The organism is Bacillus sp. AF23, from assembly GCF_020861455.1.
GTDB classification, from domain to species: Bacteria; Bacillota; Bacilli; order Bacillales; family Bacillaceae; genus Bacillus; species Bacillus halotolerans.
In genome coordinates this window covers 243,803-266,609 of the sequence record NZ_JAJHVY010000027.1, presented here as the reverse complement: position 1 = coordinate 266,609, position 22,807 = coordinate 243,803, and the positions used below count along the sequence as shown (strand labels likewise).

Below are 22,807 nucleotides of genomic sequence, written 5' to 3'. Positions count from 1 at the left end.
ATGAAAGCGCTTTATCAAAGGAGGATGACAGATGAGTTCACCAATACAGGAACAGGTTCAAAAAGAAAAAAGATCGAATATTCCATCAATTACTGAAATGAGAGTCATTCCAGTCGCGGGGCATGACAGTATGCTGCTGAATTTAAGCGGCGCCCACAGCCCGTTTTTTACCCGAAATCTTGTCGTCTTAACGGACAGCAGCGGGAATCAGGGTGTCGGCGAGGTGCCGGGCGGGGAAGCGATCCGCCGCACACTGGAGCTTGCAGAGCCGCTTGTTGTGGGAAAATCGATCGGCGCGTACCAGTCGATTTTGCAAACAGTCAGAAAGCAGTTTGGGGACCAGGACAGGGGAGGCCGCGGTATCCAGACATTTGATTTGCGCACTGCGGTGCATGTGGTCACAGCCTTGGAAGCCGCTTTGTTAGATGTGCTCGGCAAATTTCTCAATGAACCGGTTGCGGCTTTGCTTGGAGAAGGACAGCAGCGGGATGAGGTCAAGATGCTCGGTTATCTATTTTACATTGGTGACCGAAAGCGGACGACATTGCCGTATCAAAGCAATCAGCAGTCAGATTGCGAGTGGTTCCGTCTCCGCCATGAGGAAGCGCTGACGCCTGAGGCCGTTGTACGTCTTGCAGAAGCGGCACAAGAGCGCTACGGCTTCCAAGATTTCAAGCTGAAAGGCGGCGTATTGCGGGGCGAGGAAGAAATGGAAGCCGTCACCGCGTTATCAAAACGTTTTCCTGAGGCGAGAATTACCCTTGATCCGAACGGAGCTTGGCCGCTAGAAGAAGCTGTTACATTATGCAGAGGAAAGCATGATGTACTTGCTTATGCCGAAGATCCGTGCGGGGCGGAAAACGGTTATTCCGCACGTGAAGTGATGGCTGAGTTCCGCCGCGCGACAGGCCTGCCGACCGCGACAAATATGATTGCGACTGACTGGCGGGAAATGGGGCACGCGATTCAGCTGCACGCGGTCGATATTCCGCTGGCTGATCCCCATTTCTGGACGATGCAGGGTTCGGTGCGGGTTGCACAGATGTGCCATGATTGGGGGCTGACGTGGGGCTCGCACTCCAATAATCATTTTGACATCTCCCTTGCCATGTTTACCCATGTCGCGGCCGCAGCTCCGGGACGCATCACGGCGATTGATACCCATTGGATCTGGCAGGACGGACAGCGTTTAACCAAACAGCCTTTAGAAATTGCTGATGGCTGTGTGAAGGTGCCTGATAAGCCTGGGCTTGGCATCGAAATTGATATGGAACAAGTGGAAAAAGCGCATGATCTCTATCGAAAAATGAATTTAGGCGCACGGAACGATGCAATCCCTATGCAGTTTCTGATCAGCAATTGGGAGTTTGACCGCAAGCGCCCGTGTCTGGTGCGATAAGTTTTATTCTAAATATTGTCATAACGAATATTTTGTCTTACAATTGAACAACTGAAGGGAGAGTTGTTCGTGTACGAAGGTTTAGAAGATCTGAAGGTGGATACAGTCAATCGGAAAACATTAGCCAAGCAGGTCATTGAACGGATTGTCCATTTACTGTCAAGCGGACAATTAAAGGCCGGAGACAAATTGCCGACAGAAATGGAGCTAATGGATATCTTACATGTCAGCAGACCGGTGCTTCGCGAAGCGCTTAGCTCACTAGAGACGCTGGGCGTTATCACGAGAAAAACCCGCGGCGGCACGTATTTCAATGACAAAATCGGGATGCAGCCTTTTTCCGTCATGCTTGCTTTGGCGACTGATAATCTTCCGGCCATTATTGAAGCGCGGATGGCGTTAGAACTCGGGCTGGTGACGATTGCCGCGGAAAAGATAAATCAAGATGAGCTTAAGCGTTTACAAAAAACAATCGACGACATCGCCAGCAGCACTGACAACAATTATGGAGAAGCAGATAAAGAATTTCACCGAATTATTGCATTAAGCGCTAATAATCCCGTTGTTGAAGGAATGATTCAATCTTTGCTGATCACACATGCGAAAATCGACAGCCAGATTCCGTACAGGGAAAGGGATGTTACGGTTGAATACCACAAAAAAATCTACGACGCCCTTGCCAAAAGAGATCCTTACCAGGCTCATTACCACATGTATGAGCATTTGAAATTTGTCCGTGACAAAATTTTGAATGGAATAGATGAAAAATAATTGTTATGACAGCCGCAGTTTGAAATCGGGATTTGCGGCTTTTTTTAAATCAAAATCGGAAAGCGTTTACAATGTTGAGGAGTGATATTCCTATGGTGATGAACCTCAGACAGAATCAAGCGCCTCTTTACATTAAAGTGAATGTAAAAGATAACACGGCGATTATTGTAAATGACGGCGGACTGAAAAAGGGCACTGTTTTTCCATGCGGGCTGATGCTTGAAGAAGATGTTCCTCAAGGCCATAAAGTGGCCCTAACCGATTTGAATCAGGGAGATGCCATCGTGCGTTATGGAGAAGTGATCGGATTTGCAGATCAGCCGATCAAACGCGGAAGCTGGGTGCGGGAAGCTTTGGTGAGAATGCCCGCCCCTCCGGAACTCCATGACCTTCCTATCGCAAACAAAGTGCCTGAACCGCTGCCGCCTCTTGAAGGCTATACGTTTGAAGGATATCGAAATGCTGACGGCAGTGCGGGAACAAAAAATATTCTCGGTATCACCACAAGTGTTCAATGTGTCGTCGGCGTGCTGGATTATGCGGTAAAACGGATAAAAGAAGAACTTCTTCCGAAATATCCAAATGTCGATGATGTCGTGCCGCTTCATCATCAATATGGATGCGGCGTGGCCATCAATGCCCCAGACGCCGTGATTCCCATCCGCACGATTCAAAATCTGGCAAAGCATCCGAACTTCGGCGGGGAAGTGATGGTGGTCGGATTAGGATGTGAAAAGCTCCTCCCGGCACGGATTGCACCTGAGAAAAAAGATCACATCATTTCACTTCAAGATCATCAAGGCTTTGCGAATATGATTCAATCGATCATGGAAATGGCGGAGGAGCGGTTAATCAGACTCAACAGCAGAGTCCGTGTAACCTGCCCTGTTTCTGACCTGGTAATTGGCTTGCAATGCGGCGGCAGTGATGCCTTTTCCGGCGTGACGGCGAATCCGGCAGTGGGATATGCGGCTGATTTATTGGTTCGGGCAGGCGCAACGGTCTTGTTTTCTGAAGTGACTGAGGTGCGGGATGCGATTCACTTATTAACGCCGCGAGCTGTCAGCGAAGAGGTCGGACGTTCGCTGATCGATGAGATGAAGTGGTATGACAGCTATCTGAGGCGGGGGGAAGCAGACAGAAGCGCCAATCCGTCACCTGGCAATAAAAAAGGCGGTTTATCCAATGTGGTGGAAAAAGCGTTAGGATCGGTAGCAAAGTCAGGCACAAGCCCCATTTCCGGTGTGCTCGGGCCTGGGGAGAAGGCGGAGAAAAAGGGTTTGCTGTTTGCAGCGACGCCGGCAAGCGACTTTGTGTGCGGAACCCTTCAGCTGGCGGCAGGCATGAATCTGCAGGTCTTTACGACAGGCAGAGGAACACCGTATGGATTGGCTGCTGCGCCGGTGCTGAAAGTATCTACACGCCATTCATTAACAGAGCATTGGGCGGATTTAATCGATATCAATGCCGGGCGAATTGCTACCGGAGAGGCCAGTATCGAAGAAGTCGGCTGGGAGATTTTTCGGATGGTCTTAGATGTAGCGAGCGGCAGGAAACAAACATGGGCGGACCATTGGGGCCTTCATAATGATTTGTGTTTGTTTAACCCCGCGCCTGTGACTTGATTCATTTTTTATAGTAGATCAAAACTGGAATATGATGTAACATGGAGATCAACTACAATGAACGGAGGGGTTCCGACATGGCATTCAATAGATTCCGATTAATACGAATTCAATAGTGAACGACACTCGCCTGGATGCGGGGAATCGGGATGAATCTGCCTATGTATGTACCCTAATATTGTAATGAAAAGAGGGTGGCGATGCTGCCCTCTTTTTTTGTTCCTTAAAAACATCCCTTCTCTCTAACGACAGGCGGAATATGAGAAAGGGGAAAAGAGATGACAAACCCGAACGAAAGGCAGCTAATCACTGAGATTGTCGCGTTTGCACGCAATCAAGGTTTGACGGTTCACTCTGATAACGCTCAATTGAATGAAACGGGAATGGATTTTCAAGTTGTATTTGCCGAGGATGATACAGGTATGCCATGGGTACTGCGAAAACCGCGGCGAAGCGATGTTGTTGAAAGAGCAGCTTCAGAAGGCAGAACGCTTGCCTTTCTCCGCGCGAATCTCACAGCTGATGTGCCGGATTGGAAAATTCATACGCCGGAATTGATCGCTTACCCGAAGCTTAGCGGAACGCCTGCTGCTGGAATTGATTTGGAACAGAAACAATATGTATGGAATATGAATCATCAGCCGCCGTCAGACGATTTTGTTCATACACTTGCCGAAATACTGGCAGAATTGCATGGCATGAATCAAACATCTGCCGGCAAATCCGGAATAGAAGTGGTGATGCCAGAAGATTTCAGGAAAATGACAGCTGAATCTATGGCTGATGTGAAGAATAAGTTTGGCGTATCTAAGCAGCTTTGGGAAAGATGGCAAACGTGGATCAATGATGATGCATACTGGCCCGGTTTCTCCGCGCTGATACACGGCGATCTCCATCCGCCGCATATCCTTATTGATCAAAATGAACACGTCACAGGCCTTCTGGATTGGACAGAAGCGAAAGTCGCCGATCCAGCCAAGGATTTTGTCTTTTACCACATGATTTTCGGAGAAAAAGAAACAGCCCGTTTGCTTGAATGCTATGATCAAGCAGGCGGCCGTGTATGGTCAAAAATGCAGGCTCACATCTCAGAGATGCAGGCGGCGTATCCGCTGGAAATTGCCAAGTTCGCTCTTCAGACACAGCAGGAGGAGCACGTAAATATGGCTCTGGAAGCACTTGGCGAATCTAAATTGGATTAAGAATTGACTTCTGTAAATTGACGGAGTATTATAAATTTTACAAACGAAAGAACGGATTAACAATTGTGAGGAAGAGCAAGTAAGCATCAGTGAGCGGGGTTCAGAGAGTCGGTGGCAGGTGTGAACCGATCCTCCCCTGATGCCGAATGGGCTTCTGAATTGCTTTGCTGAATAGATAGTAGACAATGCCGGGATGCTCTCCCCGTTACCAAGAGAGGAGTATCGAAACTGACGTTTTCTGTACTGATGAGCGAATGGCTTTTTAGCTGTTAATAAAGGTGGTACCGCGAGACCCTCGTCCTTTGATAGGACGGGGGTTTTTGTGTTTCTTAAAGGAGGTGACGGCCAATGGAAGAAGGCTGGTGGTCCATGTTTAATCAATGGGAAAGGAGGAATTCAAATGGTGATCGCAACTGATGATCTGGAGGTTGCTTGTCCGCATTGTGAAAGAGCCGGAGAAATAGAAGGCAAACCTTGCCCGGCATGCAGCGGGAAGGGCGTCATTCTGACGGCTCAAGGAAATACGCTTTTGGATTTTATCCAAAAACATATGAACAAGTAAAGGAGAAAAGCTGAGCTGAGCGGCTGCAGGTAAAAGCTGAAAACAGGAAAAAAAGAATAAATTTTGTAAAACACACATGTTTTTCAATTACAATAAGCGTAATGACATGTGTGTTTTTTTGACTATGAAAAAGGTTAGGTGAGAGGATGCAGCGCATATTGCTTGTGGAGGATGACCATTCCATCAGTGAAATGGTGGACCATTATTTAACAAAAGAAGGCTTTGAAATCGTGCATGCTTTCGACGGTGAAGAGGGCATTCGGAGGTTTCAAGAGCAGGCGTACGACCTTATTCTGCTTGATATTATGCTTCCGGAGCTGAATGGAATGGATGTTTTAAAAATCATTCGGGAAAAAAGCAAGATTCCTGTTTTAATGATTTCAGCAAAAGACGGAGATGTTGATAAAGCACTGGGGCTGGGATTCGGGGCGGATGATTATATCGCCAAACCGTTTTCGATGATTGAACTGACAGCCAGAGTCAAAGCAGCGATACGGAGGGCGACGCAATATTCGTCGAGTGAACCGGCTGAACATCAGGTGATTCGTGTTCACCAGCTTACGATCGATATAGACAATGTATCCGTTCTGAAAAACGGCGAACCGCTTCAGCTGACGTCAACCGAATGGCAGCTGCTGATACTATTTGCAGCAAATCCTAAAAAGGTGTTTACGAAAGAACAAATCTATCGTTCCGTATGGAATGAGGAGTACTTCGGCGACCAAAACATCATTAATGTACATATGAGACGGCTGAGAGAAAAGATTGAAGATGATCCATCGTCTCCTCAATATATCAAAACATTATGGGGCATCGGCTATAAATGGGGAGAGTTTTAGAATGGCAGTATTAACGATTGCCGCTATCATCGCTTTAGCGTGTCTGAATGTCATTCAATATATGATGAAAAAGAACCGGGACAGGAATTTGACGTATACGGCAGAAAAGCTTAGCGCCATGCTTGACAACGAATCGGCCGATCAGGTTTTACTTCATACAGATGACCGTGCGCTTAGGAATCTGCTCGTCAACATCAATCTGCTCGCTGAGGACCATCAGCATATCAACGCCCGGTTTGCAAAAACAGAGCAATCCATGAGACGGATGCTGACCAATATGTCACACGATCTCAAAACACCTCTGACAGTCATTCTCGGTTATATCGAAGCCATCCAAAGTGACCGGGATATGCCGGACAGCGAGCGGGAAAGACTGCTTGAGAAACTGCACCAAAAAACAAATGAACTCATCCAAATGATCCACTCTTTTTTTGATTTAGCCAAATTGGAATCTGAAGACAAACAAATCCCGATCACAAAAATACATATCAACGAAGTATGCAAACGAAATATCCTGCATTACTATGATGCCGTTCAGGCAAAAGGTTTTAACGCGGAGATTGATATTCCGGATACACCGGTATACGCGCATGCAAATGAAGAGGCGCTGGACCGTATCCTGCAAAATTTATTATCCAACGCGATTCAATATGGCGCGGTTGGCAAGTTTATCGGATTATCACTTTCTTATGATGAGACAAGCATTGCCATCTCCGTATGGGACCGCGGAAAAGGAATCAGTGAAACAGACCAGCAGCGGGTATTTGAGAGGCTGTACACACTTGAAGAATCAAGAAACAAAGCATTCCAAGGGAGCGGTCTCGGTTTGACGATCACGAAAAGGCTTGTGGAAAAAATGGGGGGCTCCATCTCTCTTCAAAGCAAGCCGTATGAACGGACAGCGTTTACGATTACATTAAAACGAATGACCTATTAACAATCGTAAGAATTTCTTAAGAATGAAGAAATAAAAATGACAGGGCCCGCCGCTACAATAGAAAACAGGAAAAAGAGGAAAGGAGCAACAACGTTGACTTACATCGTACAAACAAACGGACTGACCAAAACGTTTCAAGGCAAAGAAGTCGTATCAGATGTCAGCATGCATATCAAAAAAGGCGAAATTTACGGCTTTCTCGGCCCGAACGGAGCAGGGAAAACAACCATCATGAAAATGCTGACAAGTCTTGTAAAACCGACAAGCGGTGAAATCAATATCCTCGGAAACAATCTCACTCATACGTCATATGAGGTGCTTGGCAAGATCGGCAGCATGATTGAATATCCAATTTTCTATGAAAATCTGACGGCTATCGAAAATTTAGAGCTGCATTGTGCATACATGGGATACCACAATAAAAAAGCCATTCAAGAAGTGCTCGATATGGTGAATTTAAAACAGATCGACAAGAAACCCGTCAAAACATTTTCGCTTGGAATGAAGCAGCGCCTCGGCATAGCGCGCGCCATCCTCACCAAACCTGATCTGCTTATATTGGATGAGCCGGTAAACGGCCTTGATCCTGTCGGCATTAAAAAGATCAGAAACTTATTTCAAGTATTAAGCAAAGAGTATGGAATGACACTGCTGATCTCCAGCCATATGCTGAGTGAAATCGAACAAATTGCGGACACAATCGGCGTCATTCGTGACGGCAGGCTGCTGGAAGAGGTGTCGATGGAAGATGTAAGGGGACAAAACACAGAATACATCGAACTCGTTACATCGAATCAGACAAAAGCCTGCTTTGTGCTTGAGAAAGAACTTCACATTGCCAACTTTAAAATCTTAAATGATAAAACCATTCGGATTTATGATGCTCAACGATCACAGGGTGCCATATCAAAAGCGCTTATTTTAAATGATGTAGACATTGAATCAATGAATAAAAAGTATACTTCACTGGAGGACTACTTCATCAGCTTGATCAACGGCAATCACATCAGTGCGTAGAGGAGGCGAGACCGTTGCTGAATTTGATCAGAATCGAATTAAGGAAAATGAAGTTGGGATGGTATGTGAGAGGAGTTATCATTGCTAACCTGATTATCCTTGGCTTTATGTGGTTGGTCAGTTACATAGAAAAAGCGGAGGGCACTGAATCGTTCCAAAGCATGGATGATGCATTTCTCGTCATTGGCACTTTTGTCAGAGCGGTGTTTATCGTTTTTGGCGCTGTACTGATCGCCAAATTAGTCATATCGGAATATAAAAACAAAACGATTCAAGTGATGTTTACGTACCCGATCAGCCGGAAAAAACTGCTTGCTGCTAAGCTTAGCATCTCAGGCGGGCTGACGTTTATCACTATTTTAGTCTCAAATGCGTTCGTAGCAGCCGCTTTCTATATGCTGAATTCGATCTGCCATGTCATTCCGGGAGAATTGAGCGCCGATGTCATTTCTCAGCATTCGGTAAAAATGGCGGTTTTCGCTTTTGGCGCCGCTGGCACCAGTTTAGTTCCCATCTTTTTTGGGATGCGTAAGCACTCTGTCTCGGCAACCATCATTTCATCTGTCGTGATCGTCATGCTGATGAGTTCAACAAGCCCGGGCCTGTCCATTTCTTCCATTGTATATATTCCATTATCTCTAGCTGCTGTCGGTTTGTTTTTTTCATACATGGCAGTCAGGAAAGCAGACTGGCAAGATGCTTAAATACGGAGTTGAAACAACATGTTGAATTTAATGAAACTTGAATTAAAAAAAATGAAATTAGGCTGGTATTACAGAGGCGCCGTTATTGCAAATCTATGTATTCTCGGATTTATATGCTTGATCGCATCAGAAGAAAAAAAACTCCCGCAGCCGGAGGTGATGACTGATGCGGCATCCACGCTATTTTTGCTTGGAACGTTTGTAAGATCTGTATTTGTTGTTTTCGCCAGTGTGCTGATTGCCAAATTGATTATTAGCGAGTACAAAAATAAAACGATTACCGTCATGTTTACATATCCCATCAGCCGGAAAAAACTGATTGCTGCCAAGCTGCTGATTACAGGCGGACTGACGTTTATCACCATTATGGTGTCTGAAATTGCGCTTTCATTCATCTTTGCGCAAATCAATCAATATTATCAACTTACACCTGCGATGTTATCAGTCCAGACTATCGGGCAAGAGGTCGGCAGTATGGCGATATATGCCGCTTCGGCTGCGTGCTTGAGTTTTATTCCTTTATATTTTGGGATGAGGAAACGCTCTGTTCCGGCTGCTATCATTTCATCGGTTATATTGACGATACTGATCAGCCAGCAAAGCCCCGAGTTATCGCTGGCAACGATTATCTACATTCCGCTTTCTTTAGGTGCGATCGGCATCTTGATAGCGATTTGGTCTGTCCGAAACATAGACCGGGAAGATGCTTTATGATAGAAGGCCGATGCTGTCAGCACCGGCCTTTTGATTATGAATCTGTTCTTGTTTCAAGATAATGCTTTTTGCCAATTTCTTTGCTCATCATATAGAAATGGAAGCAATATTCACCGATGGCCATGGCGATTGCTCCAAATAGAGCCGCCAGCGCAATTTCTCCGCCAGTCATCCCCATAGAAAGCGGCATGCCCATCAGCCAAATCGCGAGAAATGCCAAACCGAAATCAGCCAAAGTGGCGATCATATTGTTCCATCGGGGCAATACATAAAGGTCTCCAAGCAAATAAGAAATGACCCCTAACACAACCGTCATCAGCAGCGTATCACCAAACGTGAAACCAAAGCCAAGACCCAGCACCAAATACAAAACAATAATCGTCATAATACCTTTAATCGCGAGCGCTTTCACATGTGTCATGATAAGGTTCCTCCTTCTTTTATCTGATTTGTTATGTATGATTCCTCAAATACGGAAAGTTAAACATTACTTTGTGTTCTTTACAAAGCGTTTTCGGCTACAGGTGGAAAAAGGCTGAAGAACTGTTATGAATCAGGGGATGAAGCGGCAGCTGCCATACCCGTGGAATCCGGGATTTTACCGGAGATTTCCTTGACGGCCAGATGTCCATTTTTCTTCTGCAATTACCGATCTTTATGGTTTGTGACAGCACCGGGAGAATAAATTTTAAAACTTCTCCTGTCCCTCCGTCATCACTCTTTGGGTATTGCAATATGATGAAAGGAGAAAAAGGGGAGGTGACGTGATGGCGGTTGTGAGAGCAACAAGCGCTGATGTCAACTTGATGGCACGGCTGCTCAGAGCGGAAGCGGAAGGTGAAGGAAAGCAGGGGATGCTGCTTGTCGGAAATGTTGGGATTAATCGGCTGAGGGCCAATTGCTCTGATTTTAAAGGCCTCCGCACCATCAGGCAGATGATTTTTCAGCCGCATGCGTTTGAAGCGGTGACCCATGGATACTTTTATCAAAGACCGCGGGAAAGCGAGCGGGCCTTGGCACGCCGGACGATAAACGGGGAGAGGTTCTGGCCGGCAAAATTCAGCTTGTGGTATTTCAAGCCGGGAGGAAACTGCCCGCCGACCTGGTATAACCAGCCGTTTGTGGCCAGATTCAAATCACATTGTTTTTATCAGCCGACGGGCGAAACATGTGAAAATGTATATAACACATTTTAAGGAGAGACGCCGTTCACATCTGAACGGTGTTTTTTCTTTAAAAAGTTATACCAATGGTAAATATTTCTGTGAGATAATCGGATAAAAGAACTACAGGAGATGACAAAATGGCGACAATTGACCTGCAAAAGAAGAGCGTAAAAATCGTACTGGAGAAAAAGCAGTTAACCAAGGTGACGGCTCGTGTCGGGCTGGTGCTGGATATTACCGGTTCAATGAGAACGCTGTATAAAAACGGAACGGTTCAAAAAGTGGTGGAGCGGATTTTGGCTGTGGCTGATCAGTTTGATGATAACGGCCTGCTTGATGTATGGGTTTATGATAATGAATTCTCCCGGTTAAAGCCAGTCAATGAAATCGATTTTTCAGGCTATGTTGATCGCGAAATTTTGAATAATGAACTCTTGCATAAATTCGGGAGAAATGATGAGCCGCCGGTCATAAAAGATGTGTTACATAAATATGTTGTGGAAGAACCGAGTTCATATCCCGCTTTTATCGTTTTTATTAATGATGGAGGGTGTAAAAAATCCATCAAACCTATTATTGAAGCTGCCTCTGATAAACCGGTGTTTTGGCAGTTTGTCGGCATCGGAAACGGCAACTTCGATTTTCTTAATAAACTGGATACGCTAGAAGGGCGTGTTGTTGATAACGCAAACTTCCTGCATATCGAAGACATTGAACGCATCTCTGATGATGAGCTTTATGATGCGTTGCTTACTGAATTTCCATTTTGGCTGCAAGAAGTGAAGGAAAAAGGAATTTTAATAGAACAAGAGCCTGAAGCTGCAAAACCGGAAAAGAAGGGCTTTTTCAGCAGATTGTTTTCTAAATAACAGACAGCTTTTCCGAACACTGAGTGATTTTGCAAAATCGCTCGGTGTTTTTGTTTTTTTAAGATCATGTGAAGAAAAATGGGTAAAAAGGGCGGCTTGCAAACGACAGGATATGCAGAAAACACGCCGTTTTGCCAGCTGTCGGCATGTTTCGGCGAAAGGGCTGTGAATGAAGTCCTGTTTCCCATGTTCAGTGCTTACAATCCCTTCACACTTCTTCACAGCTAATTAACAATGGTTTCCTATAATGAAAGCGATCAATGAGAAGAGAGGGGATCTGGAATGGCAAATGACAGTCGTTTTGACGAATGGGTACAGAAATTGAAAGACGAAAGCTTTCAGAATAATACGTTTGACCGCCGCAAATTTATTCAGGGGGCTGGAAAAATTGCGGGGCTTTCTCTTGGATTAACCATTGCTCAGTCGGTAGGAGCATTTGAAGTAAATGCTGCGCCTAAGTTCTCTAGTTATCCGTTTACGCTCGGCGTCGCTTCAGGAGATCCGCTTTCTGACAGCGTCGTGCTCTGGACGCGTTTGGCGCCAGATCCGCTGAACGGCGGGGGGATGCCGAACCAGGCTGTGCCTGTCAAATGGGAAGTGGCAAAGGATGAGCACTTCCGCAAGATCGTAAGAAAGGGCACAGAAATGGCCAAACCGAGCCTCGCCCATTCTGTCCACGTGGAAGCGGACGGGCTTGAGCCGAACAAAGTGTACTATTACCGATTCAAAACCGGACATGAGCTAAGTCCTGTCGGAAAAACAAAAACACTGCCCGCCCCAGGTGCCAATGTGCCGAAAATGACCTTTGCCTTCGCTTCCTGCCAGCAATATGAGCATGGCTATTATACAGCCTACAAGCATATGGCGAAGGAAAAGCTTGATCTTGTCTTCCATCTCGGTGATTACATATATGAGTACGGGCCGAATGAATATGTATCGAAAACGGGCAATGTCCGCACGCACAACAGCGCAGAAATCATTACGCTGCAGGACTATCGAAACCGCCATGCCCAATACCGTTCAGACGCTAATTTAAAAGCGGCACATGCGGCGTTTCCTTGGGTTGTCACGTGGGATGACCATGAAGTTGAAAATAACTATGCCAATAAAATCCCGGAAAAAGGGCAGTCGGTTGACGCGTTTGTATTGCGCCGTGCGGCGGCGTATCAGGCTTATTATGAGCATATGCCGCTCCGCATCTCCTCTCTGCCGAATGGCCCGGATATGCAGCTGTACCGCCACTTTACGTATGGAAATCTGGCATCATTTAATGTGCTGGATACACGCCAGTACAGAGATGACCAAGCCAATAACGACGGCAATAAGCCGCCTTCTGATGAATCGCTCAATCCGAATCGGACCTTGTTAGGAAAAGAACAGGAGCAGTGGCTTTTTAACAATTTGAGCAGCTCGACTGCATATTGGAATGTGCTGGCACAGCAAATCTTCTTTGCGAAGTGGAATTTCGGGACAAGCTCAAGCCCGATCTACAGCATGGATTCATGGGACGGTTATCCGGCTCAGCGCGAACGGGTCGTCAATTACATTAACAGCAAAAATTTAAATAATGTTGTCGTGCTGACAGGAGATGTACACGCAAGCTGGGCATCGAATCTGCATGTCGATTTTAATAAAACAAGCTCAAAAATTTTCGGGGCTGAATTTGTCGGCACCTCCATCACATCCGGAGGAAACGGAGCGGATAAGCGGGCGGATACCGATCAAATTTTAAAGGAAAATCCACATATCAAGTTCTTTAACGATTACCGCGGATATGTCCGCTGTACAGTAACGCCTCACCAGTGGAAAGCTGATTATCGGGTAATGCCATTTGTGACAGAGCCGGGAGCAGCCATTTCCACACGGGCTTCATTCGTTTATCAAAAAGACCAAACCGGATTGAGAAAGGTATCCTCGACAATGGTTCAAGGCGGAGTGAAACAATCCAATGAAGTCGAAGAGGATCGTTTCTTTGAGCACAACAAAGCCCATGAAAAACAAATGATCAAAAAACGGGCAAAAATCACGCATTAAGGAGTGAAACATAATGTTTTCAAACATTGGAATACCAGGCTTGATTCTGATCTTTGTCATCGCCCTCATTATTTTTGGCCCTTCAAAGCTTCCGGAAATCGGGCGAGCCGCCGGTCGGACTCTGCTGGAATTCAAAAGCGCCACAAAATCACTTGTGTCTGGTGATGAAAAAGAAGAAAAATCAGCTGAGCTCTCAGCGGTGAAGCAGGACAAAAACGCAGGCTGAGTGCTGATGAGGCAGACGCATGGTCTGCCTCTTTTTCTCATGAAAGGGAGGGCTTTTTTGAATGGATAAAAAAGAAACTCATCTGATCGGACATTTAGAAGAGCTTCGCCGTCGGATCATCTTCACACTTGCGGCTTTTCTTCTGTTTTTAATTACGGCTTTTTTGTTTGTGGAGGACATTTATGATTGGCTGATCAGAGATTTTGACGGAAAATTAGCTGTTCTCGGACCGAGTGAAATTCTCTGGGTATATATGATGCTTGCCGGCATTTGTGCGATTGCCGCCTCCATCCCCGTTGCCGCCTATCAGCTTTGGCGTTTTGTAGCGCCGGCGCTGACAAAAACGGAGCGCAACGTGACACTGATGTACATACCGGGATTATTCGCCCTGTTTCTGGCCGGCATCTCGTTCGGATATTTTGTGTTGTTTCCGATCGTTCTCGGCTTTTTGACACATTTGTCTGCCGGCCATTTTGAAACGATGTTTACCGCTGACCGCTATTTCAGGTTTATGGTGAATTTGAGCCTGCCGTTCGGTTTTCTGTTTGAAATGCCCCTTGTGGTGATGTTTTTGACAAGGTTAGGCATCTTAAATCCATACCGGCTGGCCAAAGCGAGAAAGCTGTCCTATTTTCTGCTGATCGTGGTGTCCATATTGATTACCCCGCCAGATTTTATTTCTGATTTTCTCGTGATGATTCCGCTGCTTGTCCTGTTCGAAGTGAGTGTCACACTATCAGCGTTTGTATACAAAAAGAGACTGACCAGTGAAGCGGCCGCCGCTTAGTGCAGCGCGCCGCCGGGTGACTTCGTATCCTGATCATATTGTGCGGCCGTAACAGCGGCGATCCTCAATGCTTTGACGATCATGTCGAGGCTGAGGCTCGGCGCTGTTTTGTCGATTGTTTGTTCCGGAATGTATGGAATGTGGATAAACCCGCCGTGAATGTGCGGAGACGTACGGTGGATGTGATCCATTAACCCGTAGAACAGATAGTTGCATACAAATGTGCCGGCCGTAAAGGAAACAGCCGCCGGAATGCCGTTTTCCTTCATTTGAGATGTGATGCGTTTAATCGGAAGCCCTGTCCAGTAAGCGGCAGGCCCGCCGGGAGAAATCTCTTCATCAATCGGCTGGTTTCCTTCATTATCCGGGATACGCGCGTCTGCAAGATTGATCGCGACCCGTTCCGGTGTCACCTGCATCCGGCCTCCGGCTTGCCCGACGCAGATCACGATGTCCGGCTGATGTTTATGAATCGCTTGCCGCAAAGTGTCGAGAGCGGTTCTGAACACAGTTGGAATTTGTTCCGAAGCGATGATCACCTGATCCGTTTCAAAGCCATTCAGCTGTTTCACCGCTTCCCACGATGGATTGACAGTTTCCTGATCAAAAGGATCAAAACCTGTGAAAAGCACTTTTTTTCTCATGGTTACCATCTCCTTTTCTATTATTCAATTGTTTATTTCTGGATTTTTCATCAAAATAATAAAAAGGAGTGAATCAGAATGGAACATTTGCCGCAGCAGTACCGACATCTGTTCCCAACCGTGCAGAGCCGCATCATGCTTGCCAGCTGCTCACAGAGCGCGTTGGCAGAGCCGGTGTCAAAGGCGATACAAGATTATCATGACAGCTTGCTGCATAGGGGGACGAACTGGAATGAAGCGATTGACAAGACAGAGAGTGCCAGAAACGAGTTTGCGAGACTGGTAGGGGCTGAGCCGGATGAGATTGCGATTGTGCCGTCAGTTTCTGATGCGATGATTTCCGTGGCATCATCCTTGTCTGCTGTTAAAAAGAAACATGTTGTATACACGGAGATGGATTTTCCGGCTGTGTCTCATATTTGGCAGGCGCAATCTGATTATAATGTATCTGTGATCCCTTCAATAGACGGTGAGCAGCCGCTCGAACAATATGAAACATATATCACGGAAGAGACGGTGCTGACCTGTGTTCCGCACGTTCATTACCGTGACGGCTGCATTCAGGATATAAAAGCCATCGCTGCCATCACCAAGAGAAAGGGATCGATGTTATTTGTGGATGCTTATCAATCTGCCGGGCATATTCCTATTGATGTGAAAGAATGGGGCATAGATATGCTGGCGGCAGGCACCAGAAAGTATATGCTCGGCATACCGGGCATGGCGTTTCTTTATGTGAGAAAAGAGCTGGCGAACGAGCTGAAGCCCAAAGCATCTGCTTGGTTCGGGCGGGAAAACGGGTTTGGGGCGTCGTCTTATGCAGAAGGCGCGAGGCGTTTTCAAACAGGAACCCCTGCTTTTATAAGCGTGTATGCAGCGGCTGCGGCTTTATCGCTGCTGAATCATATCGGAATGTCCCGTATCCGCGATCATATAAAAGCAGTGAGTGCCGATGCGTTTCAATATGCAGCTGAAAAAGGGCTGGAGCTTGCGGGGGCGCCATCGGTACAGCAGCCGGGCATGATTTCCATTCGGGATGAACGGGCATCTGAAACGGCGGCGTTACTAAAGAAGAAAAACGTGATTTGCGCTCCGCGGGACAATGTCATCCGTCTCGCTCCTCACTTTTATAATACGAAGAGCGAACTGCATTATGCGATTGATGAAATGGCTGCGATTTTATCCGCGCGTTAAAAGCGATCACTTAAAAATAGATGTTCACCTCCTTAGGCGCCGCTCGCGTCTTGCTTGAGTGTGTTGTCCGATATAGGTATAAAAAACCCCCTGACCTCAAGATCAGGGGGTTTTCTTATTGATGATCAACCTTTACTCGCTTCAAAAAGAAAGCGGCAATTAAACCGATAATCGCAACAATCATCGCAAAGACAAATGCATGCTGAACGCCAGCTGTCAATGCCTGCGGAATGACTGCCGGATCGGCTGGATTTTTTACGCTGCTCATGTAGTCATGCTGACCGGCAGCCATGATGCTGACCGCAACAGCTGTCCCGATCGCGCCCGCCATTTGCTGAAGTGTGTTCATAATGGCAGTGCCGTCCGGATAAAACTCACGCGGAAGCTGGTTTAAACCGTTTGTCTGAGCAGGCATCATAATCATGGAGATCCCAATCATCAAACAGGTATGCAGCACGATAATCAGCACTGCTGTTGAAGCTGTCGTGAGATTTGAGAAGAGCCACAGAACAATAGTCACAATCAAAAATCCCGGAATAACAAGCCACTTCGGTCCGTATTTATCAAACAGACGGCCTGTGACAGGTGACATAAATCCGTTTAAAATACCGCCCGGCAAGAGAATAAGTCCTGAGGCAAATGCTGTTAAGACTAAGCCGCCTTGCAGATACATCGGCAGAAGCAGCATGGATGACAGGATGACCATCATGCAAATAAAGACCATAATGACGCCCAAAATAAACATCGGGTATCTGAATGCACGCAGGTTCATCATCGGCTGCTTCATCGTCAGCTGACGGATTGAAAATAGAATAAGGGCGATAACACCGACAATAAGTGAAACGATCACAGTCGGGCTGGACCATCCGCCAGAGCCTTCACCCGCGTTGCTGAATCCAAACACAATGCCGCCGAAGCCGATCGTCGACAGAATAATAGACAGGACATCAATTTTCGGTTTTGTGATGTCAGACACATTTTGCATGTACAGGATACCGAAAATGAGCGCAAGCACAAGGAACGGAAGAGAGATCCAGAAAATCCAGTGCCAGTTAAGGTGCTCAAGAACCAACCCGGAAAATGTAGGGCCGATTGCCGGCGCAAACATAATGACAAGTCCGATTGTTCCCATGGCCGCTCCCCGTTTATGGGGCGGGAAAATCACCAAAATCGTATTAAACATGAGCGGTAATAAGAGTCCTGTTCCAAGTGCCTGAACGATTCTCGCCGCTAATAAAAATGAGAAGCTAGGCGCAAGCGCCGCAATCAAGGTGCCTATGATTGAAAAAATCAGTGACACAGTAAAAAGCTGTCTAGTTGTAAACCATTGCAATAGCAGACCTGAAACAGGAACAAGAATACCGAGCACAAGCAAATAGCCTGTTGTTAACCATTGAACGGTTGCCGCTGTAATGTTCAATTCCTTCATAAGATCGGTTAACGCGATATTCAGCGCTGTTTCACTGAACATGCCGATAAAACCGGCCGTCAGCAAAGATATCATAATTGGCATCACTTTATATTGCTGAGATGCTTTAGCTGCTGTTTCCAAATCTATTTCTCCTCTCGTTCATCTGAATGTATTCACTCAGCTTGTAGTAGTATGTCTCTTTTTTTATTTCTTCAACAGAGCGGGAATGCGGCTGGAGATATGAAGAAGCGGTGTGCTGTCTTTTGCCGTTAATGATAAAAGAATGCCGCCTTCAATCATCGCGTTAATGATGATGCTTGATTCCTTGGCATGGCTCTCGCTGTAACCCGACAGCTGCAATTTTTCCTCAAACACAAGGGACCACGCTTTGTAGGCTTCATCACAGGCTTTTCGCAAAGGCTCGCTTTTTAATGATGTCTCTGCCGCAAGCAAGCCGACGGGCAGGCCTTCGATGTCCTCTGTGCATGAGAATTGACAGGAGAGCTCCTTCAGAAAGGCTTGAATGCCTTCTGCGGGATCAGTGCTCACGTCCATGCAGTCTGTGATTTTCTGGCGAATGTATTCCTTCATTTCATTCACGGCTTCAATTGCCAGCTGTTCTTTACCGCCGGGAAAGTGGTAGTAAAGAGAGCCTTTAGGTGCACCGCTTTCTTTAATAATCTGGTTCAGTCCCGTGCCGTAATACCCCTGCAGCTGAAAAAGCCGGGTAGCTGCAGAAAGGATTTTCTCACGAGAATCTCCATAGCTCATAACATTCCCACCTTACTGATTGCGATCATAAAATATAGTGACTGGTCTATTATCATGATTCACCCATCGAATGTCAAGATAAAGGAACTCGAATAAGAAAATAAAATGAGCATATAAAAAAGCTGAGAGATAACCTGACGCACATTTTGACTGAATAAATGAAATATTCAATTATTAAAAGGTGTAAAGACGTTACCAAACAAAAGGAGAGAAAACATGAAAACACAACGATTCCTCTTACTGACCCTTTTTACCGCACTATTGCTTGCTTTTACCGGATGCTCACAATCTCCTGAAGCAAAAGAATCCCCAAAAGAAAAAACGCAGACACAAAAAGTTTCTTCAGCTTCTGCTTCCAAAAAAAATGACCTTCCAAATATCAAAATACTGGCGACAGGAGGTACGATTGCCGGAGCCGATAAATCAAAAACCTCTACAACTGAATACAAAGCAGGTGTCGTCGGCGTTGAGTCTCTGATCAAAGCGGTGCCAGAGATGAAGGACATTGCGAATGTCAGCGGCGAGCAAGTGGTTAACGTCGGAAGCACAAACATTGATAACAAAACATTGCTGAAGCTCGGAAAACGAGTCAACAAACTGCTTTCTTCAGAAGATGTTGACGGTATTGTCGTGACCCACGGAACAGATACATTAGAAGAAACGGCTTATTTTCTGAACCTCATTGTAAAAAGCGATAAACCGGTTGTTGTTGCCGGTTCGATGAGGCCGTCCACAGCCATCAGTGCTGACGGCCCGTCCAACTTGTATAACGCAGTTAAAGTGGCAGGCGCACCTGATGCAAAAGGGAAAGGGACGCTCGTCGTTCTCAATGACCGCATTGCTTCAGCACGGTACGTTACAAAAACCAATACAACCGCAACAGACACCTTTAAATCAGAAGAAATGGGATACATCGGAACGATTGCCGATGACATTTATTTTCATAATGAAATGACACGCAAGCATACAAAGGATACGGAGTTCTCGATTTCCGGTCTTGATAAACTGCCGCAAGTAGACATTCTGTACGGCTACCAAAATGACGGAAGCTATCTGTTTGATGCGGCTGTGAAAGCCGGAGCAAAAGGCATAGTCTTCGCAGGATCAGGCAACGGATCGTTATCTGACGCAGCCGAAAAAGGTGCAGTCAGTGCGGTCAAAAAAGGCGTCACAGTGGTTCGCTCAACCCGTACGGGAAATGGTGTCGTCACACCGAACGGCGACTATGTGAAAAACGGCCTTTTGGCTTCAAACTCCTTAAATCCGCAAAAAGCCCGGATATTGTTAATGCTCGCGCTCACCAAAACAGATGATCCTAAAAAAATCCAAGACTATTTTAATGAATATTAAAGAAAAGAAGGCGGAAAAGCCTTCTTTTTGTGCGTTTTCGGGATCATAAACAGCTGAAATGTTCTCTCAACCTTAAAATTTCTTTAAAAATAAGTCAAATTTACCCTTTACTTAATTAATTTGGCAAAGTATTATAATTTAAGAATTTGTTACAAAAAAAGGAGGAAAATATGAAACTTTTAAGAGGTAAGATCATTGCACTTGTAACAATTGTTGCGCTGTCAGTTACATCCATGTTTGCGATGCAGCCGTCAGCGAAAGCCGCTGAACATAATCCGGTGGTGATGGTTCACGGAATTGGCGGAGCTTCTTTTAACTTTGCCGGTATTAAAACGTATTTGGCATCACAAGGCTGGTCACGGGACAAGCTGTATGCTGTGGATTTTTGGGACAAGACAGGCAATAACCTAAACAACGGCCCAGTATTATCACGTTTTGTGCAAAAGGTATTAGATGAAACCGGTGCGAAAAAAGTGGACATTGTCGCTCACAGCATGGGGGGCGCCAACACGCTTTATTACATAAAAAAACTGGACGGCGGTAATAAAATTGAAAACGTCGTAACGCTTGGCGGCGCGAACCGTCTCGTTTCAAACAAGGCGCTTCCGGGAACGGACCCAAATCAAAAGATTTTATATACGTCCATTTACAGCTCGGCGGACATGATTGTTATGAACTATCTGTCTAATTTAGAAGGGGCAAAAAATGTTCGTATCAACGGTGTCGGACATATCGGCCTTCTGTACAGCAGCCAAGTCAACAGCCTGATTAAAGAAGGGCTGAACGGTGGCGGACAAAATACGAACTAATGAGAAACATAACCTTGAAGAATCCTATTCTTCAAGGTTATTCTGCTTTCAGCACAATTGTTTTCGCAGCCATATCATGAACGGTTTGTTTTTTCTTCGTAAATGCGGCTGTTAAATAGATCAGGCGGGAAAACACATGCACCCACGCTATCAGGTAACGGACAATGGCCTGAGGGAGGGAGATTTTCTCGTGTGTTTCATCTCTCACGATTTGCAGCCCGATGATTTTTTTGCCCAGCGTACCCTTCCAATTTGTCAGCGGCATCAGCAAAGGATACACAAGCAGCATCAATATGGCGACAGCGATGACGCCAGCGGACCCGTCGCCAAACATAAATCCGGATGCTAAAATCACTGCGGCCGCAATGATCACGTCAAGCACAAGAGCGCAGGCACGCAGCATAAAACCAGCTAGTTCCAACATAAACACTTCCTTAAAAATTTTAGATAAACACCTAACGATTGTAAAAAAGAAGGGCCTAAAGTGGGAATAGGTTATAAGTCTTAAATCACAAAAGTTGATGAAAAAGTCATGGGTAAATTTACATAATGAACCAGGCTGTCACATTACCAAATTCTTTTTTAGCCCGAAACCAAGCCCTCAGAAGTTATTTTTGTTAAAATAGAAAAGTTACAACAGAATTCGGAGGGTTTATTGTGGGAAAAGTGAAAAGAAATGCCCCTTGCCCATGCGGCAGCGGTAAGAAATATAAAAAATGCTGCGGAAATAAAGTTGTCGACTTCCCGACAGAATTAGCGGCAAAAGAAGCAAAACAAATTCAGGAAGACTTAGTGGAGTATGCCTTCACAGTACATAGAGAAAGCATTTCAGGTTTTATCAACCAGCATGATTTTCTTTCTACTATGGACAGGCAGACAAAGGACATCAGTGTATTTAATTTAGGAATCTGGGGAATCTTCTTTCACCCGCTCGCTGGTGACAAAACGATCTTTGAAGAGTACCTTCAGAAAAAAGGCGATTCGATCACCCGCCCGAAAACACGTGAGATCGTTGAATCTTGGAAGAGCATGACGCCTGCTTTATTGCTGCTGAAGGATATGAAAGAAGCAGTTATTCATTTTGAAGATGTCATTACGAAAAAACAATTCGACGTGGAAATGGACGTCACAAGTCAAGACCTCCCTCCAGTGGGAAGCTTGATTCTCGGCTATCCGATTCATGAAGCGGAAAAAGCGGAATTCTTCATGCAGTTCACAATCTTCCCAGTGAAGAGAACGGAAGAGCTGATCAGCAAGGTGAAGACATATGCGGATGCTGCAGTGAAAAACGGCAAAACGCCGGAGGACTTCATGAAGCAGGAGTTCAACAACGTACTTTTCGCGCTGTTAGCTGAAAAAGATGAACAGCCGCAGCAAGCGGAGCCTGTTCAAGAAAGCAACGTTGAGTGGGCAAACGACATGGAGAAAGAAACAGCGGCGGCGATCGAAAAAGGCATGAGCGGAGATGAATATCCGAATGAGCTGATTCCGGCAGTCATTGACATTTGGAAATCGTTCTGCGAGAAAAAATCACCTGTCATCAGAAAGCCGGAAGCTTTTGCGGCGGCAGTTGAATATTATGTGAATGCAATCTCACTTAACGGCGCAACCGTTTCCCAAGCCAAACTGGCGAAAAAATACGGCGTAAGCGCATCAACGATTTCAAGCCGCTACAAAGAAATTGAAAGCACGCTTCAAGATGAAGCGGATCGCTTTGCACAATCATTAACATCTTAATGACGAACAAAAAACCTTGAAAAGCCAAGCTTTTCAAGG

General features: G+C 45.8%; 25 protein-coding genes, 1 pseudogene and 1 other annotated feature. Of the genes and pseudogenes, 20 read left to right on the top strand and 6 right to left on the bottom strand.

Annotation, left to right across the window (positions count from 1 at the left end; genetic code table 11):
- Positions 1 to 31: 31 nt before the first annotated feature.
- From gudD to LNN34_RS14970, 10 genes are all read left to right on the top strand, one after another.
- Positions 32 to 1,399, top strand: a complete 1,368-nt coding sequence (gene gudD / locus LNN34_RS15015; RefSeq protein WP_103672212.1) for a glucarate dehydratase — start codon at positions 32 to 34, stop codon at positions 1,397 to 1,399.
- Between the two features lie 69 nt (positions 1,400 to 1,468).
- The gene (locus tag LNN34_RS15010; RefSeq protein WP_198097841.1) at positions 1,469 to 2,170 is read left to right on the top strand and encodes a FadR/GntR family transcriptional regulator; all 702 of its coding nucleotides are present in this window, start codon (positions 1,469 to 1,471) and stop codon (positions 2,168 to 2,170) included.
- Between the two features lie 92 nt (positions 2,171 to 2,262).
- Positions 2,263 to 3,795, top strand: a complete 1,533-nt coding sequence (gene garD / locus LNN34_RS15005) for a galactarate dehydratase (RefSeq protein ID WP_198097842.1) — start codon at positions 2,263 to 2,265, stop codon at positions 3,793 to 3,795.
- 278 nt (positions 3,796 to 4,073) lie between these two features.
- Positions 4,074 to 4,997 carry a macrolide 2'-phosphotransferase MphK gene (gene mphK, locus LNN34_RS15000; protein WP_198097843.1) on the top strand — a complete coding sequence of 308 codons (924 nt, stop codon included), beginning with the start codon at positions 4,074 to 4,076 and terminating at the stop codon, positions 4,995 to 4,997.
- Positions 4,998 to 5,053: 56 nt separating this feature from the next.
- Positions 5,054 to 5,303, top strand: a binding site (T-box leader).
- Between the two features lie 94 nt (positions 5,304 to 5,397).
- A complete protein-coding gene (locus tag LNN34_RS14995) occupies positions 5,398 to 5,559 on the top strand; it encodes a tryptophan RNA-binding attenuator protein inhibitory protein (protein ID WP_024120093.1) in 162 nt (53 codons plus the stop codon).
- A gap of 158 nt (positions 5,560 to 5,717) precedes the next feature.
- Positions 5,718 to 6,398 (top strand): response regulator transcription factor, encoded by a 681-nt coding sequence (locus LNN34_RS14990; protein ID WP_198098574.1) that lies wholly within the window; start codon positions 5,718 to 5,720, stop codon positions 6,396 to 6,398.
- Position 6,399: 1 nt separating this feature from the next.
- Complete coding sequence (locus LNN34_RS14985; protein WP_024120095.1) at positions 6,400 to 7,335, top strand: HAMP domain-containing histidine kinase; 936 nt, start codon at positions 6,400 to 6,402, stop codon at positions 7,333 to 7,335.
- Between the two features lie 93 nt (positions 7,336 to 7,428).
- Positions 7,429 to 8,352, top strand: coding sequence for an ABC transporter ATP-binding protein (locus tag LNN34_RS14980; protein ID WP_095714488.1), 924 nt, complete (start codon positions 7,429 to 7,431; stop codon positions 8,350 to 8,352).
- Positions 8,353 to 8,369: 17 nt separating this feature from the next.
- Positions 8,370 to 9,056, top strand: a complete 687-nt coding sequence (locus tag LNN34_RS14975; protein ID WP_229043753.1) for an ABC transporter permease — start codon at positions 8,370 to 8,372, stop codon at positions 9,054 to 9,056.
- Positions 9,057 to 9,074: 18 nt separating this feature from the next.
- A complete protein-coding gene (locus LNN34_RS14970; RefSeq protein ID WP_095714487.1) occupies positions 9,075 to 9,770 on the top strand; it encodes an ABC transporter permease in 696 nt (231 codons plus the stop codon).
- On the opposite strand, the pseudogene LNN34_RS22015 reads toward LNN34_RS14970, so the two are convergent.
- Positions 9,771 to 9,833 (bottom strand): annotated as a pseudogene (locus tag LNN34_RS22015) (hypothetical protein); the annotation flags it as partial.
- Positions 9,805 to 10,191, bottom strand: a complete 387-nt coding sequence (locus LNN34_RS14960; protein WP_229043726.1) for a YndM family protein — start codon at positions 10,189 to 10,191, stop codon at positions 9,805 to 9,807. The gene LNN34_RS14960 and the pseudogene LNN34_RS22015, both read right to left, overlap by 29 nt.
- A 346-nt stretch (positions 10,192 to 10,537) precedes the next feature.
- Between LNN34_RS14960 and LNN34_RS14955 the strand changes: the two genes are divergently transcribed.
- The 6 genes from LNN34_RS14955 (at position 10,538) to tatC (ending at position 14,852) form a co-directional block, all read left to right on the top strand.
- Positions 10,538 to 10,966, top strand: coding sequence for a cell wall hydrolase (locus LNN34_RS14955; protein ID WP_024120097.1), 429 nt, complete (start codon positions 10,538 to 10,540; stop codon positions 10,964 to 10,966).
- 107 nt (positions 10,967 to 11,073) lie between these two features.
- The gene (locus tag LNN34_RS14950) at positions 11,074 to 11,805 is read left to right on the top strand and encodes a vWA domain-containing protein (protein WP_101860208.1); all 732 of its coding nucleotides are present in this window, start codon (positions 11,074 to 11,076) and stop codon (positions 11,803 to 11,805) included.
- Between the two features lie 78 nt (positions 11,806 to 11,883).
- Positions 11,884 to 12,033: a hypothetical protein gene (locus LNN34_RS14945; protein ID WP_049809871.1), complete on the top strand. Its 150-nt coding sequence runs from the start codon at positions 11,884 to 11,886 to the stop codon at positions 12,031 to 12,033.
- A 54-nt stretch (positions 12,034 to 12,087) separates the two neighbouring features.
- Positions 12,088 to 13,839 (top strand): alkaline phosphatase PhoD, encoded by a 1,752-nt coding sequence (phoD, locus tag LNN34_RS14940; RefSeq protein WP_103672210.1) that lies wholly within the window; start codon positions 12,088 to 12,090, stop codon positions 13,837 to 13,839.
- Positions 13,840 to 13,852: 13 nt separating this feature from the next.
- Complete coding sequence (tatAD, locus tag LNN34_RS14935) at positions 13,853 to 14,065, top strand: sec-independent protein translocase protein TatAD (protein WP_010332899.1); 213 nt, start codon at positions 13,853 to 13,855, stop codon at positions 14,063 to 14,065.
- A gap of 61 nt (positions 14,066 to 14,126) precedes the next feature.
- Positions 14,127 to 14,852, top strand: coding sequence for a twin-arginine translocase subunit TatC (gene tatC / locus LNN34_RS14930; protein ID WP_024120100.1), 726 nt, complete (start codon positions 14,127 to 14,129; stop codon positions 14,850 to 14,852).
- On the opposite strand, the gene pcp is transcribed toward tatC, so the two are convergent.
- Positions 14,849 to 15,496 carry a pyroglutamyl-peptidase I gene (pcp, locus tag LNN34_RS14925; protein WP_229043725.1) on the bottom strand — a complete coding sequence of 216 codons (648 nt, stop codon included), beginning with the start codon at positions 15,494 to 15,496 and terminating at the stop codon, positions 14,849 to 14,851. The genes tatC and pcp overlap by 4 nt on opposite strands.
- A 78-nt stretch (positions 15,497 to 15,574) precedes the next feature.
- Between pcp and LNN34_RS14920 the strand changes: the two genes are divergently transcribed.
- The gene (locus tag LNN34_RS14920; protein WP_229043724.1) at positions 15,575 to 16,690 is read left to right on the top strand and encodes an aminotransferase class V-fold PLP-dependent enzyme; all 1,116 of its coding nucleotides are present in this window, start codon (positions 15,575 to 15,577) and stop codon (positions 16,688 to 16,690) included.
- 115 nt (positions 16,691 to 16,805) lie between these two features.
- Here LNN34_RS14920 and lmr(B) read toward each other — a convergent pair whose 3' ends face one another.
- Together lmr(B) and LNN34_RS14910 are read right to left on the bottom strand one after the other, a co-directional pair.
- Positions 16,806 to 18,248, bottom strand: a complete 1,443-nt coding sequence (gene lmr(B), locus LNN34_RS14915; RefSeq protein WP_063623076.1) for a lincomycin efflux MFS transporter Lmr(B) — start codon at positions 18,246 to 18,248, stop codon at positions 16,806 to 16,808.
- Positions 18,249 to 18,305: 57 nt separating this feature from the next.
- On the bottom strand, positions 18,306 to 18,872 hold the full coding sequence (locus LNN34_RS14910; protein WP_024120104.1) for a TetR/AcrR family transcriptional regulator: 567 nt from the start codon (positions 18,870 to 18,872) through the stop codon (positions 18,306 to 18,308).
- A gap of 216 nt (positions 18,873 to 19,088) precedes the next feature.
- On the opposite strand from LNN34_RS14910, the gene LNN34_RS14905 reads away from it, so the two are divergent.
- Both LNN34_RS14905 and LNN34_RS14900 read left to right on the top strand, forming a co-directional pair.
- Positions 19,089 to 20,222, top strand: coding sequence for a type II asparaginase (locus tag LNN34_RS14905; protein WP_095714484.1), 1,134 nt, complete (start codon positions 19,089 to 19,091; stop codon positions 20,220 to 20,222).
- Positions 20,223 to 20,392: 170 nt separating this feature from the next.
- Positions 20,393 to 21,031 carry an esterase/lipase family protein gene (locus LNN34_RS14900; protein WP_095714483.1) on the top strand — a complete coding sequence of 213 codons (639 nt, stop codon included), beginning with the start codon at positions 20,393 to 20,395 and terminating at the stop codon, positions 21,029 to 21,031.
- Positions 21,032 to 21,068: 37 nt separating this feature from the next.
- Here the strand turns inward: LNN34_RS14900 and LNN34_RS14895 are convergent, their stop codons facing one another.
- The gene (locus LNN34_RS14895; RefSeq protein ID WP_095714510.1) at positions 21,069 to 21,452 is read right to left on the bottom strand and encodes an RDD family protein; all 384 of its coding nucleotides are present in this window, start codon (positions 21,450 to 21,452) and stop codon (positions 21,069 to 21,071) included.
- Positions 21,453 to 21,688: 236 nt separating this feature from the next.
- Between LNN34_RS14895 and LNN34_RS14890 the strand changes: the two genes are divergently transcribed.
- Positions 21,689 to 22,768: a helix-turn-helix domain-containing protein gene (locus LNN34_RS14890; RefSeq protein WP_095714482.1), complete on the top strand. Its 1,080-nt coding sequence runs from the start codon at positions 21,689 to 21,691 to the stop codon at positions 22,766 to 22,768.
- The last annotated feature ends 39 nt before the right edge of the window (positions 22,769 to 22,807 follow it).

Bases quoted from the DNA above. Each gene is read 5' to 3' on its own strand.
- LNN34_RS14945 (WP_049809871.1), top strand. From the start codon at position 11,884: ATGGGTAAAAAGGGCGGCTTGCAAACGACAGGATATGCAGAAAACACG.
- tatAD (WP_010332899.1), top strand. From the start codon at position 13,853: ATGTTTTCAAACATTGGAATACCAGGCTTGATTCTGATCTTTGTCATC.
- phoD (WP_103672210.1), top strand. From the start codon at position 12,088: ATGGCAAATGACAGTCGTTTTGACGAATGGGTACAGAAATTGAAAGAC.
- gudD (WP_103672212.1), top strand. From the start codon at position 32: ATGAGTTCACCAATACAGGAACAGGTTCAAAAAGAAAAAAGATCGAAT.
- LNN34_RS14995 (WP_024120093.1), top strand. From the start codon at position 5,398: ATGGTGATCGCAACTGATGATCTGGAGGTTGCTTGTCCGCATTGTGAA.
- LNN34_RS14960 (WP_229043726.1), bottom strand. From the start codon at position 10,191: ATGACACATGTGAAAGCGCTCGCGATTAAAGGTATTATGACGATTATT.
- pcp (WP_229043725.1), bottom strand. From the start codon at position 15,496: ATGAGAAAAAAAGTGCTTTTCACAGGTTTTGATCCTTTTGATCAGGAA.
- tatC (WP_024120100.1), top strand. From the start codon at position 14,127: ATGGATAAAAAAGAAACTCATCTGATCGGACATTTAGAAGAGCTTCGC.
- LNN34_RS14985 (WP_024120095.1), top strand. From the start codon at position 6,400: ATGGCAGTATTAACGATTGCCGCTATCATCGCTTTAGCGTGTCTGAAT.
- garD (WP_198097842.1), top strand. From the start codon at position 2,263: ATGGTGATGAACCTCAGACAGAATCAAGCGCCTCTTTACATTAAAGTG.
- LNN34_RS14950 (WP_101860208.1), top strand. From the start codon at position 11,074: ATGGCGACAATTGACCTGCAAAAGAAGAGCGTAAAAATCGTACTGGAG.
- LNN34_RS14955 (WP_024120097.1), top strand. From the start codon at position 10,538: ATGGCGGTTGTGAGAGCAACAAGCGCTGATGTCAACTTGATGGCACGG.
- LNN34_RS14900 (WP_095714483.1), top strand. From the start codon at position 20,393: ATGAAACTTTTAAGAGGTAAGATCATTGCACTTGTAACAATTGTTGCG.
- mphK (WP_198097843.1), top strand. From the start codon at position 4,074: ATGACAAACCCGAACGAAAGGCAGCTAATCACTGAGATTGTCGCGTTT.
- LNN34_RS14920 (WP_229043724.1), top strand. From the start codon at position 15,575: ATGGAACATTTGCCGCAGCAGTACCGACATCTGTTCCCAACCGTGCAG.
- LNN34_RS14970 (WP_095714487.1), top strand. From the start codon at position 9,075: ATGTTGAATTTAATGAAACTTGAATTAAAAAAAATGAAATTAGGCTGG.
- LNN34_RS14910 (WP_024120104.1), bottom strand. From the start codon at position 18,872: ATGAGCTATGGAGATTCTCGTGAGAAAATCCTTTCTGCAGCTACCCGG.
- LNN34_RS14905 (WP_095714484.1), top strand. From the start codon at position 19,089: ATGAAAACACAACGATTCCTCTTACTGACCCTTTTTACCGCACTATTG.